The following is a 16,382-nucleotide window of genomic DNA, read 5'->3' as shown; positions in this document are numbered from 1 at the left end:
CGGGTAGCGCCTCTCCTCAAACAGGCGACGGCGCAGAGGGATGAGCCGCATCGCCGGCCGCTTCCCCACTCCGCCTGATCATGGGGTGATCGTTCGCTGAGAACGCCCCGCCAAACGGTGAATGGCCGGACCGCGTTGCCGTCGGTCCGGCCATTCACCATGTCCCGGTTGGGCCGCCGGTCATACGGACGAGTTGGTGGTCCGCATACCGGCAGGTTCCGCACCACGCGGTCCGGAGCGCACGGCAGGTGGGCCGGGCCCGGACACAAGGCGAGTCCCGGTGCCGAGCTCGTGACTCGGCACCGGGACGAGGACAGCTCCGTACCAGCGGCGGTCGTTCAGGAGACGCCGTTGTTGCAGTGGAAGTTCGAGCCCAGGTGAGTGGGCTGCGAGCCCGGCGAGCCCTCGCCGTTGAGCGCGTTGCCCAGTGTGCCGTTGAGCGCTCCGACCGTCCCGAGGACACTGATGTTCATGTCGTGCGAACGGCACTCGGTTCCCTGTGTGAGGTCGGTGTCGTGGGCGCCCGGCTCGCCGTGGGCGTAGGCGGTGCCTGCGCCGAAAGCGCCAACGCTGCCGAGTGCGGCGGCCACAACGGCGACCTTGTGGAACTTGCGCATGTCTTCTCCGGTGATTGAGCGGTTGTGATGTGCAGTGGACTGGGTGTGCCGCCCCGGAGGCACGCGAGGGTGTGCCTCATGGTGCGGCATCGGTGGGCCGGAACGGGCAGGACACCTGCGCGCTCGGCGCGGAGGGTGTCGTGCCTTGGAAGTGCCGTGGCGCCGGGCCGATCGGTGCTGTGGCGGGGCGGCGAGTCGCTGGGCGGGCCCGGACGGCCAGGAGCGCGGGCGGGTAGGGCGGCGGGCGCCGAACAACTGCGTCCGGCGCCGTGCCTGTTGCGAGATCAGACGGGCCGGATCCGGTCCTTGCCCCTGGGTACGAACGAACTCCAACTCGCTGGCAGAATCGGCCTGTTAGGCCGTGCTGCTACCGGCATCGACTGCTACCAGGCACCCGCTGACAGTCGACGCGGTGGGGCATCCGCTGCCACCGAGCTCCCTGATCGGCGCTCAGGAGTGCCCTCGAACGCTCAGGCCATGCGGGGCAGGTCGACCTGTCCCAGCGGCGGCGCCGCCAGTCGACCCATGCCGAGCGGGTTCACGTGCGGAACGTCCGGCGAGATCAGCGGGTTGACCAGCGGATTGACCGCCGGGTTGAACTGGGGGTTCACCTGGGGCGCCACCCGCGGGGATGGCTGCGGGGAGAAGACCTGCGGAACGGCCACCTGCGGTGCGACCTGGGGCTGGACCTGCGGGGACGCCTGGGGGGCGACCTCCGGAGCCGAGGACGGGGCCGAGGACTGCGGAGTGGAGGACTGCTGCGAACTCGGAGCAGAGCTGGAAGCCTGCGCTGCGCCCTGCGAGGCGACCGCTGCGCTGGCGCGCGGACCGTCCCAGTGCTGCTGAGCAGGAGCCTGCGGGGCCGACTGGGGTTGAGCGTACTGCGGCGCAGGTTGCGGGGCCGGCTGCGGGGCAGGGGCCGGAGCCGGAGCCGGTGCGTACTGCTGCGGAGCAGGGGCCGGAGCCGGAGCGGGGGCCGGCTGCTGCGCGTACTGCGGAGCAGGGGCTGGAGCAGGTGCCGGCTGCGGGGCGTACTGCGGGGCCGGCTGCGGGGCAGGGGCCGGAGCCGGTGCGTACTGCTGCGGAGCAGGGGCCGGAGCCGGAGCGGGGGCCGGCTGCTGCGCGTACTGCGGAGCAGGAGCGTACTGCTGCGGAGCCGGGGCCTGAGGAGCAGTGGGCGGGGCGGCGCCGTTGTACCCGGCAGGAGCATCTGCATGGCTCACGCCGGCGCCGATGGTGGACAGACCGCCAGCCGCTGCGACGACGAGCGCGATCTGATGAAGCTTGCGCATGAAACCCTCGGCCCTTCATTGCCTGTATGGAAATCTGATTACTAATCGATGTCTTGAGTGCGCAAACGGAGGTAATCGCGGGCTGCACACCCTGCGCACCCCGTGCAAAAGCACGGCGGGAGCCACCCGCAGGGCCGCGACAACACCAGTCGTAGCACTCCCCAACGGCCGTCGGATTCAATGGCGCAGCGCAACGCCCCTCCTCCGATTCACGTCGGGCACCATGTCGACACCGTCGCCGCAGGCCGTCCGCACCAGGAAGGAGAAGCCCTCCCGGTCAGCGGCCCATAAGCCCCTTCGCTGTTCTCTCCCACCGAGGAACGTCAGATCGCCGGGCCTGGTCACGGGAACCAATACAGGGTCACCCGTTTGCGCAGCGGCATGAATCATTTGGGGTGTCGGTGCTGGCCGCGGGAAGTCCGAACGGTTCCGTCTCGCTTGCGCACTCGCTAACTTCGGCCGCTCACCGGTCATTTACCGAACTCAGTTGAGCGATGTGGTCGTTGCCGTTCGCGCACTGGGCAGTACGCGAACACAGCGTCAGCATCGCGGGGGCCGAACCGACCGAAAGATAAAACGACTTTCCGAAATGCCAAAAGGGTTCTCGACGCCGGCCTCGCGGCCCGGCGTCGAGAACCCTATGGGTGAACTACTCGGCTGCTCGCGGCTCAGAATGCGCTGTTGTTGCAGCCCATGGTCGAGCCCATGTGGGTGGCCTGCGCACCCGGCGAGCCCTCGCCGTTGAGCGCGCTGCCCAGCAGGCCATTGAGGATGCCGACCTCACCGAGGACGTCCACGTTCAGGTCATGGGAGCGGCACTGGCTGCCCTGCTTGATGTCGAACTGGCCGCCGCCCTGCCCGCCAAGGGCATTGGCAGTGCCGGCGCCGAGGAAGCCAACGCTACCGATGGCGGCAGCCAGAACGGCCGCCTTGTAAAGCTTGCGCATTTCTTCTCCGGAAGTTTGAGCCGATGTGATCTGCGGTGTACCGACTTCGTACAGTTGTGGAGGCTAATACGAAATATCCACCGCTCTTGAGCGACGCGCCGGATTATGCGACTGAAGATTTTGGAAGTGAGCCCGGAACCTGAACAGTTCAGGTTTCGTTGAGAACGGAACGGATTTCGGCTTCTTCGCGACCCGTGCGCTGCGGCCACCGTGGGGCGGGGACTTGCTCATCGAGGGCGCGCACAAAGGCCCTTCGAGGGATACCCCTCGAAGGGCCGGCGACCGTAGCGGACCCGCTACTTCGATGTGGCGTGGGCGTTGGCCTGGGAGTTGGTCTGCGCGCAGCTGAAACCGCGGGTCTCAGGCGTGGCCAGCAGCCCGATCGGGACGTTGGCGTCGAGCAGCGACTGCGGGCTGCACTCCTGGTACGGGCGGAAGAGGTTGTTCTGGTCCTGCGGACCGGACTGCGGCGCGACCTGCGAGACCTGCGGCGAGAGCTGCGGGTTGAACTGCGGGCTGAGCTGCGGCGACACCTCCGGACCGGCCTGCGGAGCGAGGGTCTGCGGGGCCGCGGCCTGCTGCGGCGCGGCGCCCTGCTGCGGGCCGCCGTGCGATCCGTAAGTGTGCGAAGTGGCCCCTGAGGCAGTCCAGGCTTCGGCCTGAGGAGTGTCCGGTTGCGTAGCGGTGGACGGGGCGGCGCCGTTGTACCCCGCAGGAGCGTCGGCCTGGCTGGCGCTGGCGCCGATGGTGGACAGACCGCCAGCCGCTGCGACGGCGAGCGCGACCTGATGAAGCTTGCGCATGAAACCCTCGGCCCTTCATGACCTGTATGGAAATCCGATTACTTATCGATGTCTTGAGTGCGCAAACAGAGATGACCCCGGGCTTCGCATCTTGCGCACTTCGTCTCGAACGACGGGCGAAGTCTCCCGCAGGGCCGCGGCAACGCACGTCGTGAAGCCGTCCACGGCGTCTCGGATTCGATGGCGCGGTCCATCGCCCCTCCTCTGATCCGCTTCGGACGGCATGTCGAAATCGTTGCCGTGGGCCGCTCCGACGCCTGGGACGAGAGAGGGCCCCGGCCGGCGGCCCGTAGGCCCGTTCACTGTTCTCTCCCAGCGGGGAACGGTTCATCGTCTGGGCGGGTCACGGGAATCAATGCAGGGTCACCCATTTGCCCACCGGTATGAATCATTTGGAGTGCCGGATTCTTTGCCTTCGTGGAAGGGTGCGGCATCACTGTGGGCGGGTTTCGGTGACGCTGCTGAGCGAAGTTGACTGTTACTTCGACCACTTCGGCGTCCTTCGGTGTGCGGCGACGCTCCTCAACGGATGGGGGCTGGCTGATCGTTACGGCGGCGGCGATGTCGGTCATCGGTGAACTTGCGGGCGGGCGACCGTTGTTGTGGTGAAGCTGGTATGGGTGGGCCGGGTCGGAATGCAGGCGTGGGCCATTTTCTTGTCTTGGCCGACGCGTCTGCGTCAGTGACCGGAGGCGAGCCGTGCTCGGCGGGGCCTTCGTGGGTCCGGGTCGAATTCCTGACGGGTGGTGAGGTGGCGGTCGCGGCGAACTCGCCTTCGCTGCCGTTCATGGCGGGATTTTTTCGCAGAACCTCGCTGTGTAGACCGGTGCGTTGAGTGTGGTGGGCGGCCTGGTCTTCGTCTACGCCGTCGTACGCGTCAGCACCGGGGATCGCCTGATCATCGATGAAGTCCGCGGCAAAGGACTTCCCCTCCAGCAGTCGCTCGCCTCGGCGTCTTCCGGGCCTCCGCTCGTGCCACCGCCGAGCCGCCCTCCCGGGGCTCACCGGGGTGCGTCGCAGTCATCGACGTCCGACGGCTTTCGCCCGAAACCGTTGCAGGGCACAGGCGCTGACGGTTCGAGAGGTTGAGGGGTTGTCACTTCGGGTGCGTGATGGGCCGATCGCGCTGCGCCGCGCGGACCGGTCGTGGCGACCCCACCCCCCGGATGCCATCGCCGAAGAGCGCGGTGGCGCATATCGCATTAGCCTCCGATATCAGCGCAAAGTCGATCTTTGATGCCTGCTCGACATCGATTCTCTGGAGGAGAAATGCACAAGCTTCGCAAGGCTGCTGCGGTTGTTGCCGTGATCGGTAGCGTCAGCCTGCTCGGCTCCGGTACCGCCCAGGCCCAGGGCATGGGGGAGCACGGGAGCTGCCACAACCACGAGCTGAACCTCGACATCCTCGGCGAGGTGGGAATCCTCAACGGCCTGCTGGCCAACCTGATCAACGGTGAAGGCAGCCCCGGTGGACAGGGCACCAGCATGGGCAACTGCCGCTAGGCAGCTCGTGTCACCAGCCGCGTAAATTACCTGTAACGGCCTCGGCGTCAGGGCAACGAGCTCGGGCGCCGGGGCCGTTTGCCCGTCCTCGCAGGCCGCGCGGGGTCTCGTAGCGGGCCGACGCAGTCGTGTTGCCTGGTGGAATTGCGCTGGTTGGGTTGGTGGTCGGGCGATACGTTGCGGGCGGGAGGGGGTGGGTGGATGCGCCCATTGCTGTTGGTGGACGTGGATGGTCCGTTGAATCCGTATGCCGCGCAACCGCAACGACGCCCCAATGGCTACCGGACTCACCGGCTGTTGACGCCCCGTTGGGAGGCAGCCGAGCGGCGGCGGCTGGCTGCGTGGGGTATACCGGACGGGCGGGTCAAGCCGCTTCGGGTATGGCTGAACCCTGCGCACGGTCCGGCGCTTGATGCGCTTCCCTTCGACCTGGTCTGGGCGACGACTTGGGAGGACGAGGCCAATGAGTTCGTTGCGCCGATTCTGGGGCTGCCCGCGCTGCCTGTCATCTCGTGGACCGTGCCGCGGCCGGAACCCGGGGGCGGGGTGTTCTGGAAGACGCCGGAGATCGTCGCCTGGGTGGCGGGGCGGGCGTTCGCCTGGGTGGACGACGAGATCACCGATACGGACCGTGCCTGGGTGCGGAACCGGCATCGAGGCCCTGCACTTCTGCATCGGACAGATCCCCGGGTCGGGCTGACCGAGGACGACTTCGGAGTGCTGGCCGCCTGGGCGTCGGGTTTGGACTGATTGCGGCTTCGGCGGGCGCCCGTCATCGGGGCGGGTTAGGTCTTGCCTCGCATGGGGTTGCATGGCCATGCGTTGTTATGCATAATCTTCCCATGTCTAAGGTCCTCACCTCCCTCCCCGCCGGCGAGCGCGTCGGCATCGCCTTCTCGGGCGGCCTCGACACGTCCGTCGCGGTCGCGTGGATGCGTGACAAGGGCGCCATCCCGTGCACGTACACCGCCGACATCGGCCAGTACGACGAGCCCGACATCGCCTCGGTGCCCGGCCGTGCCAAGACCTATGGTGCCGAGATCGCGCGCCTGGTCGACTGCCGTGCGGCCCTGGTCGAGGAGGGCCTGGCCGCGCTGACCTGCGGGGCGTTCCACATCCGCTCGGGCGGGCGCGCCTACTTCAACACCACGCCGCTCGGCCGCGCGGTCACCGGCACGCTCCTGGTCCGGGCGATGCTCGAGGACAACGTGCAGATCTGGGGTGACGGCTCGACGTTCAAGGGCAACGACATCGAGCGGTTCTACCGCTACGGTCTGCTCGCCAACCCGAACCTGCGGATCTACAAGCCGTGGCTGGACGCGGACTTCGTGACCGAGCTGGGCGGCCGCAAGGAGATGTCGGAGTGGCTGCTCGCCCACGGCCTCCCCTACCGGGACAGCACGGAGAAGGCGTACTCCACCGATGCCAACATCTGGGGCGCCACCCACGAGGCCAAGACGCTGGAGCACCTGGACACCGGCGTCGAGACCGTCGAGCCGATCATGGGCGTGCGGTTCTGGGACCCGGAGGTGGAGATCCTCCCCGAGGACGTCACGATCGGCTTCGACCAGGGCCGGCCGGTGACGATCAACGGCAAGGAGTTCGCCTCCGCCGTCGATCTGGTGATGGAGGCCAACGCCATCGGCGGCCGGCACGGGCTGGGCATGTCCGACCAGATCGAGAACCGGATCATCGAGGCCAAGAGCCGCGGCATCTACGAGGCGCCGGGCATGGCCCTGCTGCACGCCGCGTACGAGCGGCTGGTCAACGCGATCCACAACGAGGACACCCTCGCCCAGTACCACGTCGAGGGCCGGCGCCTGGGCCGGCTGATGTACGAGGGCCGGTGGCTGGACCCGCAGGCGCTGATGATCCGGGAGTCGCTGCAGCGCTGGGTCGGCGCCGCGGTCACCGGTGAGGTCACGCTGCGGCTGCGGCGCGGTGAGGACTACTCGATCCTGGACACCACGGGCCCGGCGTTCAGCTACCACCCGGACAAGCTGTCCATGGAGCGCACCGAGGACTCGGCCTTCGGTCCGGTGGACCGGATCGGCCAGCTGACCATGCGCAACCTCGACATCGCCGACTCGCGCGCCAAGCTGGAGCAGTACGCCGGACTCGGCCTGATCGGCACCGCCAACCCCGCCATCGGGGCCGCGCAGGCGGCCGCGACCGGGCTGATCGGCACCCTGCCGGAGGGCGGCGCCGAGGCCATCGCCTCCCGCGGCGAGGTCTCCGACGACGAGGAGATGCTGGACCGCGCGGCGATGGAGTTCGGTACGGACTGACCCGGAGCGGCTAGCAGGGGGACTCGGCCGAAAGGCAGAAGGCCGGCCCGACGTGGAGCGTCGGGCCGGCCTTCTCGTTGGCCAGGAGTGGTGGCAGAGGGGCGAGTCCTCGTCGGGGTTACGCCCGGGTGGTGTCGGTGTCGACGCTCCGGCCGGCGCGGCGGCCCTTGAGGCGGTCGGCGATCACCAGCGCGGCCACCACGACGGCCGTGCCGATCAGCTGGTGGCGGCCGTCCGTGCTGCCGGCCATGACGGCAAAGACGCCGAGGATGGCGGCGAACGCCAGCCAGGTCAGATACGGGAAGCCCCACATCCGCACCATGAGCTTCTCGGGCGCCTCGCGCTCCAGGCGGCGGCGCATCTTCACCTGGGTGAGGCAGACGATCGACCAGACGACCAGTACCGAGCAGCCGGCGATGTTCAGCAGCCAGGCGAAGACCGTGTGGGGCCAGACGATCCCGGCGATCACCGCGACGAAGCCGAAGACGCAGGAGGCCAGTACGGCGGCGGCCGGGATGCCCCGGGTGACCTTGCCCAGGAAGCGCGGGCCCTGGCCGCGGCTGACCAGGGAGTACGCCATCCGCGACGAGCCGTAGATGTTGGCGTTCATCGCCGAGAGCAGCGCGATCAGCACCACGATCTGCATGATCGTGCCGGCGGCGGGGATGCCGAGCCGGTCGAGCACGGTGACGTAGGGGCCGGCCGTGGCGACCTTCGGGTCGTTCCACGGCACCAGGGTGACGACCACGGCCATGGAGCCGATGTAGAAGACGGCGATGCGCCAGACGGCGGTGCGCACGGCGCGGGCGACGTTGTGGCTGGGCTTGTCGGACTCCGCCGCCGCGATGGTGACGGTCTCCAGGCCGGCGAAGCCGGAAATGGTGGTCAGCAGGCCGGCGGCGAGGCCGGCGGCGCCGGTCGGGAAGAAGCCGCCGTGGCCGGTGAGGTGGGTGGTGCCCGGTGCCGTGCCGAACACCCCGAGGATGCCGAGTACGCCGAGCACCAGGAACGCGACGATCACGGTCACCTTGATGGCCGCGAACCAGAACTCGAACTCGCCGAAGTTCTTGACCGCCGTCAGGTTGCTGGCGCAGAAGAACGCCATGAAGATCGCCACCCAGCCGTAGGCGGGGATGAACGACACCCAGGTGTGCATGATCGCGCCCGCGGCGGTGGCCTCGGCGGCCACGCCGGCGCAGAGCATCAGCCAGTACATCCAGCCCGAGGTGGTGCCCGCCCAGGAGCCGAGTTCCTCCTCGGCGTGCACGGAGAACGAGCCGGTGGAGGGCCGGGCCGCCGACATCTCGCCGAGCATCCGCATGATCAGCATGACCAGTGCGCCGGTGGCGGCGAAGAGAAGGACGATGGCCGGGCCGGCGGCGGCGATGCCGACTCCGGAGCCGACGAAGAGCCCGGCGCCGATGACTCCGCCGAGCGCGATCATCGACAGATGGCGCTGTTTGAGCCCGTGCGACAGGACAGGCGCGTCATCCTGCACGGCCTGCGGGGAACCCTGGGGCGACCGGGTGAAAGTCCGAGTCATGGTCGTGCCTGTTCATTGGGACGTTCGATGAGCCTGACGAGTCTGGGCGGCATGGTCCGTGTCCGGAGTGAACGCCCGCTATTCGGACACCGTGATCACCGGCGGTGAGGGCGCGATCACGTACGCGGCGTGTTCGTCCGGTGGCGCACCGGTCGGTCGGGGAGGCGGGTGCGGGGAAGGCTTCCTGCCATGACGACCTACACGGAGGGGCCGCGGAGCGGGACGGCCAGGGCGGCGCTCACGCGCCGGAGCGTGGTCGCGGGTGCGGTCGGCAACCTCATCGAGTGGTACGAGTTCGGCGTCTACGCGTACTTCGCCACCGTCATCGCGGCCGGCTTCTTCACCCCGCGGGGCGGCGGCGCCGCGGAGGCGCTGGTCAGGACGTATGCGTCGTTCGCGCTGGCGTTCTTCTTCCGGCCGGTGGGGGCGTTCCTCCTCGGCCGGTTCGGCGACCGCTTCGGGCGGCGGCCGGCGCTGGTCGTCGCGGTCCTGGCCATGACCTCGGCGACGGCGGCGATCGGTCTGCTGCCCACGTATGCCACCGTCGGTGCCGCCGCGCCCTGGTTGCTGACGGCGTTACGGATCGTGCAGGGCCTGTCGGCGGGCGGGGAGTTCGGCGGCGCGGTGGCCCTGATGACGGAGTGCGCGCCGGCGGGGAAACGGGGGACGTACGGCGCGTGGCAGTCGCTCACCGTCGCGCTCGGGCTGCTGGTGGGGGCCGCGGCCGCGACGCTGGTGACGGCCCTGCTGACGACGGAACAGATCACGGCGTGGGGCTGGCGGCTGCCGTTCCTGGCGGCGCTGCCGATGGGGGCGGTCGCGCTGTGGCTGCGGCTGCGGTTGGCGGAGTCCCCGGCGTTTCTGCGGGCGCGGCAGGAGCCTGTTGCCGAGGGTGCTGGAGGTCCTGAGGGTGGTGGGGGTGCTGAGGTTGCGCCCGAGGGGTGGCGGGCGCAGGTAGCGGAGGGTGGGTCCGCTGGGCGGCGGGCCGGGCGCGGGGTGGTCGTGGTGTCCACGGTCGTGCTGGGGTGCGGACGGCTCATGGCGTGGTCGGCGGCCGGATACACGTTCCTCGTGGTGCTGCCGACCTACCTTCAGCAGACGGTGGGGCGCAGCCCGCGCCAGGCGCTGTTGGCCGCGGTGGTCGCCAACCTCGGTTTCGCCGCCGCGATCCTGCCGGCGGGCCGGCTGAGCGACCGGATGGGCCGGAGACCGGTCATGGTCACCGGTGCCGTCCTCGCCGCGCTCGCCGCGCTACCGCTGCTCCATGTGGTGCAGGACCGCCGCTCCCCCGTGTGGCTGATGGGCGGAGCGGTGGCGCTCGCGGGTGTCCTGGTGGGCCTGCTGGCCGGTCCGGGCCCGGCGATGCTGGCCGAGATGTTCCCCACCCGGGCCCGGCACACCGGCCTGGGCGTGGCCTACGCACTGGCGAACGCGGTCTTCTCCGGCTGCGCGGGCCTGCTCATCACCGAACTCGTCCAGCGCACCGGTGACCCCGACATTCCCGCCTACTACGTGGTCGTCACCTGTGCGCTCGGAGCCGTCGCCCTGGCCACCCTGAGGGGCGACGACCACCGGCGGGCCCTACGGGAGTAGCCCTGCGGGAGCAACTGTCGGTCGGCGGCGCTGACTGGCTTTGGGGCGCGGTGAGTTCGGGCGGCGAGTCGAGGTGGCGAGTCGGGCTGCCGGCACGTAGGCCGCGCCCAGGCCGGTGTGGCGGAGGGAGGAATAGGGAGGTGACCGGCCGGTGTTCCCCTTGCGGCGGATCTGATCGGTGGCAGTCGAGTGCCCCGGTGCCACCGAAAGGAAGTTGACGCACCATGGGTGGAACGTTCGTGATCGGCGCGGGGCCCGGTATCGGTCAGGCGGTGGCTCGTCGCTTCGCCCGGGAGGGCTCGCCGGTGGCAGTGCTGGCCCGCTCCCGGTCCACCGTCGACGAGGCCGTCGGCGCGGTCGAGCAGATCGGCGGCAAGGCTTTCGGCCTGCTGGCCGACGCAGCCGACGAGGCATCGCTGCGCTCCGGGCTGGACGCCGCCGTCGAGCGGCTCGGCGTTCCGGACGTACTGGTCTACAACGCCGCCTGGGTCCGCTACGACCGTCCCGGCGAGCTGTCCGCCGCGGAACTGACCGCGACGCTACAGGTCAACGTGGTCGGTGCGGTGAGCGCGGTGACACACCTGGCGCCGCGGATGGCGGCGGCCGGTGGTGGCAGCGTGCTGCTCACGTCCGGGATGCCGAGCGCACGCGCCGCGGCGACCAGCCTTTCCATAGGCAAGGCCGGGCTGCGCGCGGCCCGTTCGGTGCTGGCGGACGAGTTCGGGCCGCAGGGCGTGCACATCGCCACCATCACCGTCGGCGGGCCGGTCGTCCCTGGCTCCGCGCTCGCCCCCGAGCGGATCGCCGAGCATTACGTACGGGTCGCCGGGCAGTCGGCTGATGAGTGGGAGCAGGACGTCGTGCTGCGCGATGGTGCGGTGGAGGTCGTGGGGTAGCGAGCGGGGTGGGCTGTGGTGTGGGGCGGCGGGCCCTACGCTCAGCCGGCTTGGGTCTATTGGTCGGCTTGGCTGCTTGGCCGGCTTGTGACGGGTGCTCTCCCGTTCGCAGGGGATGTCGCCTAACGTGGCAGCCATGCCGTACGGGACTGCCGGTGGTGAACCGGCCTCGACGCGGTCGCGCCGCCATATCTTCGGCGACGACGCCGAGCAGTACGACACGGCCCGGCCCGGCTACCCACACCAACTCGTCCAGGAAGTCCTGGACTTCGCCGCCATGGGCGCGGACGAGGCCGCGTTGGAGGTGGGCGCAGGAACGGGCAAGGCGACGCTGCCCTTCGCACGGTCCGGCGTACCGGTGACCTGCGTCGAACCGGACGTCAGGATGGCCCGGGTGCTGCGCCGGCGGTGCGCGGTGCTGCCCCGGGTCACCATCGAGGTCGCCGACTTCGAAGCCTGGGTTCCCGCGCGCCGCTACGGCCTGCTGTACTGCGCGCAGGCCTGGCACTGGGTCGACCCGGACGTGCGCTGGGCGCGGGCACGGGCCGCGCTCTCGCCCGGCGGGGCAATCGCCCTCTTCTGGAACCACTGGACCCTGGACAGCGGTGAGTTGGCCGAACGACTGACCGACGCCCACACCCGGCTCGGCATCGAGATACCGGCGGACACCCTTCTCGACCCTCGCCCCCGTCCCGCGCGCCGGGGCCCGGAGGCCCGGCAGTGGCGCGATATGACGGCGGCCGGCTTCGTCGACCCGGTCCACCGCCTCTACTCCTCCGTGCAGCAACGGTCCACCTCGGCTCTGCTCGGTCTGTTCGCCTCCTACGGCGGCTACCGGGCGATTCCGCCCCGGCCGCGGGAACGGCTCTTCGACGAGCTGGCGCGCATCGTGGACGAAGAACCCGGCGGGCAGGGGCATGTGAAGGGGCAGGCGCAGGTGAAGGTGGTCACAAGTCTCTTCCTGGGGCGGATGGGGGCCGAATCCGGTTGAGCGGACCCGCGTCCGCCGGGGCTGTCTCTGCTGGGACTGTCTCTGCCAGACCTGCGTCTGAAGTCGTAGGGGGAGTTGGGGGCGTCTGGGGCTTCGGGGGCCTGGTGCGGACCGCGTAGCCGAGGAGTGCCGCGACGGCGGCCAGGGCGGCGATGGTGGTCAGTGCCGTCGGCAGTCCGAACACCTCGGAGAGGAAGCCGATCGACGGCGGGCCGAGCAGGATTCCGGAGTAGCCCAGGGCCGATGCGGCGGCCACCCCGCCGGCGCCCCCGAGCACGCCGGCGCCGCCGACCGCGATGGGGAACACGTTGGCCAGGCCGAGCCCGGTCAGGGCGTAGCCCGTGAACACCAGCCAGGTCTGCGGTGAGAGGGCGCCCAACAGCATCCCCATGGCCGCGAGGGCGGCACCGGTGACCAGGACGGGGGTGGCGCCCAGGCGTTCCAGGAGCCGGGTGCCGGCTGCCCTGGAGAGCGTCATCGTCAGCGCGAACGCGGCGTAGCCGGATGCCGCCAGGCCCGGTCCGGCGCCGAGGTCCTGTGCGAGGTGCAGGGAGCCCCAGTCGGCCAACGCGCCTTCCCCGTAGGCGGTGCAGAGGGTGATCAGTCCGAAGGTGGTGATGAGGAGGCGGGTGCGGGTGGGGATGCGGGTGGGGGTGCCTGGCGGACGACCGTTGTCGGGGGCTGTTCCCACGCTCCCCACGGGGTGGGGAGCAGGGGCCCGCAGCAGGACCCGTCCCGCGAAGGCGGTGACCAGGAGTCCGGCCCCGGTGAGGAGCAGGAGGTGGTGCAGCGGGCTCAGATGCGGGGCGAGGATGCCGCCGAGCCCGGCACCCGTCAGTCCGCCCGCGCTGAAGGCGGCATGGAACGACGGGAGGATCGGGCGCCGGATCGCCTCGGCCAGGTCCACGGCCGCGGCGTTGAAGGCGACGTTCAGGCCCCCGTAGGCGACCCCGAACACCAGGAGCACCAGGCCGAGTTGGAGTGGAGTACGCGTCAGCGGTGGCAGGGCGACGGACAACGACAGCATGGCCGCGGTCGCCACCGTCACCCGATGGTTGCCGTAGCGGCGGCACAGGCGCCCGGCCAGCAGCATCGTGGTGACCGAACCGACCGAGACGCCCAGCAGGGCCAGTCCGAGTGCGCCGGCCGAGGCGCCTGTCTGCTCCTTGATGGCGGGGATGCGGACGACCCAACCGGCGAACACGAAACCGTCGAGCGCGAAGAAGAGGCTGAGGGCCCAGCGCAGGCGCACTTCTTTCACCCCTTTCACCTCGTTCGCCTGGTTCATGTCGTTCCTCTCGTTCATGTATTCCGGCTCTCTCGTCTCTGGGTGAGCAGCGTGCCGGTTGTGGCCATGGCCAGACCTGCGAGCATGAGCGGGCCCAGTCGCTGGCCGAGCAGTACAGCCGCCAGGGCCGCGGTGACCATGGGCACCAGATAGAAGAGGCTGCTGACCTGACTGGTGCCGTGTCGCTTCAGCAGCGCGTACAACAGCCCCACGCCGACTATGGAGTTGATGACCGATGCCCAGAGGAGCGCCGGCCAGTAGTCGGCGGTGAAGGTGACGTCGAACCCCTCGGCGAAGAGTGCGGGAAGCACCGTTGCGACCGCGGCGGCGAGCAGTTGCACGGCATTGCCGGTCACCGGTTCCATGCCCCGGCAGAACCGCTTCTGGTAGACGGTGCCGGCGGAGATGCCCAGCAGGGCGAGCAGCAGAAAGCCGAGGCCGGCCAGATAGCCGCCGTCGAGGTGGAGGTTCTCGCTCACCGCGAGTGCCACCCCGCCCAGTCCCAACACCAGCCCCAGGCACTGGCCGCGGGTGACCCGTTCGCACAGGACCGGAACGGCCAGCAAGGAGGCGGTGAGCGGATAGAGCGCGATGATCAGGGCCGCCAACCCGGACGGCACGCCGAGTTCCATGCCCATGTAGATGCTGGAGAACTGCACGGCCTGGACCAGGACACCGGCCACGGCGAGGTGCCCCAACAGGCGCCATCCCGGCCAGGCATCGCGCCGCAACAGGGCGATGGCGAGTAGCACGCCGCCGGCGATGACGAACCGCAGGGTCGCGAAGGTGTACGGAGCGGAGTGGCGCAGGCCGAGCTTGCCGGAGATGAAGCCGGAGCTCCACACGACGACCAGGAGGGCGCGAGCCAGAAGGTCGCCCGTCCTGCGGCGGTGGGCTTGGACCTTGCCGACTCCGTGATCGCCCCCGGTGGTCTGCACGATTGCGTTCGGCCGCATGACGCTTCCCCCGTTTCTCTCACGAATCGTGTGCGTTAAAAAGTACGCTAGTGCAAAATAACGCTCGGCGCGACCGTCTTGGACAGGATGCGGGCAGGCCGCAGGCAGACTGCGGGCACGCTCAAGAGGGGTAGTTGAAGCGAGAGTTGAAGCAAGGATCGGCAGAAGCCGCAGTTCGGCACGAGCTGCTACCGCAGCTCAGTGCAGGCCGCTAGCGCAGTTCAGTACAGGCTGTTGAAGAGCATCGCGACCATGCGCGCGGGCTCGTCGGTGTCGTTGCGGAAGGTGTGGGGATGGCCCGCGGACCAGCGGACGCAGTCGCCCTTCCGAAGGGTGTGGTCGACGCCGTTGTAGCGGGCCACCAGCGTCCCCTGGGTCACGATGATGAGGTCGATGCCCTCGTGCTGGAGGTCCTCGCCCAGCGCGGAGTGCGGTGCGAAGTCGCCCTGGACCACCTGGTAGCCGAGTTCGGGCGCCCGCAGCACGCGGTAGTCGACGCCCGGCGCCCGCTCGATGACCTCCTGATCGGCGAACGGGAAGATCGACGGCTCGGCTCGGCCCTGGGTGAACCCCAGGAAGGAACCGACGTCATGGCCGAAGACCCTGGCCAGTCTCGCCAGTCGCTCCAGCGCGATGTCCGTCTCGCCCCGTTCCAACGCCGCCAGGAACGAGACCGAGAGTCCGCACTCGGCCGCCACCTGACGCAGCGACATGCCCCGTTGGGTACGGAGTCTGCGCAGCACCTCGCCTGGGGAGGGAAAACCCAGCTCCGGGTCCCGGCGAGCCGCCGCGGAGGGTGTCGAGGAGGCCGCGTCGGTCATGGACGGCATTCTAGTTCGCCGGGCGCCGTCCGGGCGGTTCGGACTCAGGTGCCCCAGGGCGGGTGGCCGCCGCCGACCCAGCGGGCCAGGCCGCGGCCGTCGATCAGGCGGAGTGGTTCGGGGAGCGAGGCGTTGGCGAGTTCGGCGTCGCGGGTGAAGCGGGAGGTGGTGACGATGACGGCGTGGTCGCAGCGGTGGTAGGCGCGGTAGGTCCCGTTGGCGGTGTAGATCGCGGGGGCTCCGACCCGGTTCCCCTCGGCGTAGCGCTTGCACTGGACGGCGATGCGGCGGCCGTCGTGCAGCACGACGAGGACGTCCAGCCCGCGGTCGTTGGCGCCGCCGGAGACGGTGGCGGTGCGGACGGCGGGGTCGCGGCGGGCGAGGTCGGCGACGGCGTGCTCGAACTGCGGGCCGGTCATGTGGTGGTACGCGGCGAGGGTGTGGGTGATGTCCTGGTGGGGACGGGTGGGACCGGGGAGGCGCAGGCGGCCGGTTCGGGCGAGGAAGAACAGCGTTGCGGCGGCGGTGGCGAGGATGCCGAGGACGAGGGTGGTGACGGGGTACGCGCGGGCGGCCGCGACGACCGCGCCGAGGGCCAGGGCGGCGAGGACGAGACGGGTGAGGGCGCGCTCACGTGCGCGTCGGCGGGCGATCCGGCCGCGCGGCCGGTGGGTGGGACGTCGCGCGGGGCGGCGGGCGGGAGGTCGGGGGGCGCGTCGGATGGCGCCTCGGCCGGTGGGGTGTCGTCGCCGGGGTCGCGTGGTCATGTGGGGCGTCCCTCCGTTCAGTGCCCGGTCTGCGGTCTGCGGACCGCGGTCAGCGTTACCCGGCCGCCGGCCGCCGC

16 protein-coding genes are annotated in these 16,382 nt (G+C 70.0%); 6 read left to right on the top strand and 10 right to left on the bottom strand.

Annotated elements, in window-relative coordinates; translation table 11 throughout:
• Positions 1 to 338: 338 nt before the first annotated feature.
• The 5 genes from K2224_RS39570 to K2224_RS39550 all read right to left on the bottom strand — a co-directional run bounded on the left by K2224_RS39570 (position 339) and on the right by K2224_RS39550 (position 4,231).
• Positions 339 to 617, bottom strand: coding sequence for a hypothetical protein (locus tag K2224_RS39570; RefSeq protein WP_221911901.1), 279 nt, complete (start codon positions 615 to 617; stop codon positions 339 to 341).
• Between the two features lie 470 nt (positions 618 to 1,087).
• On the bottom strand, positions 1,088 to 1,909 hold the full coding sequence (locus tag K2224_RS39565; RefSeq protein WP_221911900.1) for a hypothetical protein: 822 nt from the start codon (positions 1,907 to 1,909) through the stop codon (positions 1,088 to 1,090).
• A gap of 668 nt (positions 1,910 to 2,577) precedes the next feature.
• Positions 2,578 to 2,856 carry a hypothetical protein gene (locus tag K2224_RS39560; RefSeq protein WP_018537858.1) on the bottom strand — a complete coding sequence of 93 codons (279 nt, stop codon included), beginning with the start codon at positions 2,854 to 2,856 and terminating at the stop codon, positions 2,578 to 2,580.
• Between the two features lie 296 nt (positions 2,857 to 3,152).
• On the bottom strand, positions 3,153 to 3,659 hold the full coding sequence (locus K2224_RS39555; protein ID WP_221911899.1) for a hypothetical protein: 507 nt from the start codon (positions 3,657 to 3,659) through the stop codon (positions 3,153 to 3,155).
• 299 nt (positions 3,660 to 3,958) lie between these two features.
• Positions 3,959 to 4,231 (bottom strand): hypothetical protein, encoded by a 273-nt coding sequence (locus K2224_RS39550; RefSeq protein ID WP_221911898.1) that lies wholly within the window; start codon positions 4,229 to 4,231, stop codon positions 3,959 to 3,961.
• A gap of 697 nt (positions 4,232 to 4,928) precedes the next feature.
• Here K2224_RS39550 and K2224_RS39545 point away from each other — a divergent pair.
• From K2224_RS39545 to argG, 3 genes are all read left to right on the top strand, one after another.
• Entirely contained in the window at positions 4,929 to 5,162 is a 234-nt protein-coding gene (locus K2224_RS39545) for a hypothetical protein (protein ID WP_221911897.1), read from the top strand.
• A gap of 201 nt (positions 5,163 to 5,363) precedes the next feature.
• Positions 5,364 to 5,912: an HAD domain-containing protein gene (locus K2224_RS39540; RefSeq protein ID WP_221911896.1), complete on the top strand. Its 549-nt coding sequence runs from the start codon at positions 5,364 to 5,366 to the stop codon at positions 5,910 to 5,912.
• A gap of 92 nt (positions 5,913 to 6,004) precedes the next feature.
• Entirely contained in the window at positions 6,005 to 7,450 is a 1,446-nt protein-coding gene (gene argG, locus K2224_RS39535) for an argininosuccinate synthase (RefSeq protein ID WP_221911895.1), read from the top strand.
• A gap of 118 nt (positions 7,451 to 7,568) precedes the next feature.
• Here argG and K2224_RS39530 read toward each other — a convergent pair whose 3' ends face one another.
• Positions 7,569 to 8,993 carry an amino acid permease gene (locus K2224_RS39530; RefSeq protein WP_221911894.1) on the bottom strand — a complete coding sequence of 475 codons (1,425 nt, stop codon included), beginning with the start codon at positions 8,991 to 8,993 and terminating at the stop codon, positions 7,569 to 7,571.
• Positions 8,994 to 9,182: 189 nt separating this feature from the next.
• Between K2224_RS39530 and K2224_RS39525 the strand changes: the two genes are divergently transcribed.
• From K2224_RS39525 to K2224_RS39515, 3 genes are all read left to right on the top strand, one after another.
• Positions 9,183 to 10,586, top strand: coding sequence for an MFS transporter (locus tag K2224_RS39525; RefSeq protein WP_221911893.1), 1,404 nt, complete (start codon positions 9,183 to 9,185; stop codon positions 10,584 to 10,586).
• A 224-nt stretch (positions 10,587 to 10,810) separates the two neighbouring features.
• Positions 10,811 to 11,482 carry an SDR family NAD(P)-dependent oxidoreductase gene (locus tag K2224_RS39520; protein ID WP_221911892.1) on the top strand — a complete coding sequence of 224 codons (672 nt, stop codon included), beginning with the start codon at positions 10,811 to 10,813 and terminating at the stop codon, positions 11,480 to 11,482.
• Positions 11,483 to 11,618: 136 nt separating this feature from the next.
• On the top strand, positions 11,619 to 12,473 hold the full coding sequence (locus tag K2224_RS39515) for a trans-aconitate 2-methyltransferase (RefSeq protein WP_221911891.1): 855 nt from the start codon (positions 11,619 to 11,621) through the stop codon (positions 12,471 to 12,473).
• On the opposite strand, the gene K2224_RS39510 is transcribed toward K2224_RS39515, so the two are convergent.
• The 4 genes from K2224_RS39510 to K2224_RS39495 form a co-directional block, all read right to left on the bottom strand.
• The gene (locus K2224_RS39510) at positions 12,430 to 13,779 is read right to left on the bottom strand and encodes an MFS transporter (RefSeq protein WP_221911890.1); all 1,350 of its coding nucleotides are present in this window, start codon (positions 13,777 to 13,779) and stop codon (positions 12,430 to 12,432) included. The genes K2224_RS39515 and K2224_RS39510 overlap by 44 nt on opposite strands.
• Positions 13,776 to 14,717 carry a DMT family transporter gene (locus tag K2224_RS39505; protein WP_221911889.1) on the bottom strand — a complete coding sequence of 314 codons (942 nt, stop codon included), beginning with the start codon at positions 14,715 to 14,717 and terminating at the stop codon, positions 13,776 to 13,778. Before K2224_RS39505 ends, K2224_RS39510 begins: the two co-directional genes overlap by 4 nt.
• 221 nt (positions 14,718 to 14,938) lie before the next feature.
• The gene (locus tag K2224_RS39500; protein ID WP_260693856.1) at positions 14,939 to 15,538 is read right to left on the bottom strand and encodes a cupin domain-containing protein; all 600 of its coding nucleotides are present in this window, start codon (positions 15,536 to 15,538) and stop codon (positions 14,939 to 14,941) included.
• Positions 15,539 to 15,582: 44 nt separating this feature from the next.
• Positions 15,583 to 16,305: a restriction endonuclease gene (locus K2224_RS39495; protein WP_221911887.1), complete on the bottom strand. Its 723-nt coding sequence runs from the start codon at positions 16,303 to 16,305 to the stop codon at positions 15,583 to 15,585.
• Between the last annotated feature and the right edge of the window lie 77 nt (positions 16,306 to 16,382).

It is taken from the genome of Streptomyces sp. BHT-5-2 (genome assembly GCF_019774615.1).
In the GTDB taxonomy this organism is placed as follows: Bacteria; Actinomycetota; Actinomycetes; order Streptomycetales; family Streptomycetaceae; genus Streptomyces.
Note: the sequence above shows the minus strand (reverse complement) of the source record. Positions and strands in the feature narration are given on the sequence as shown.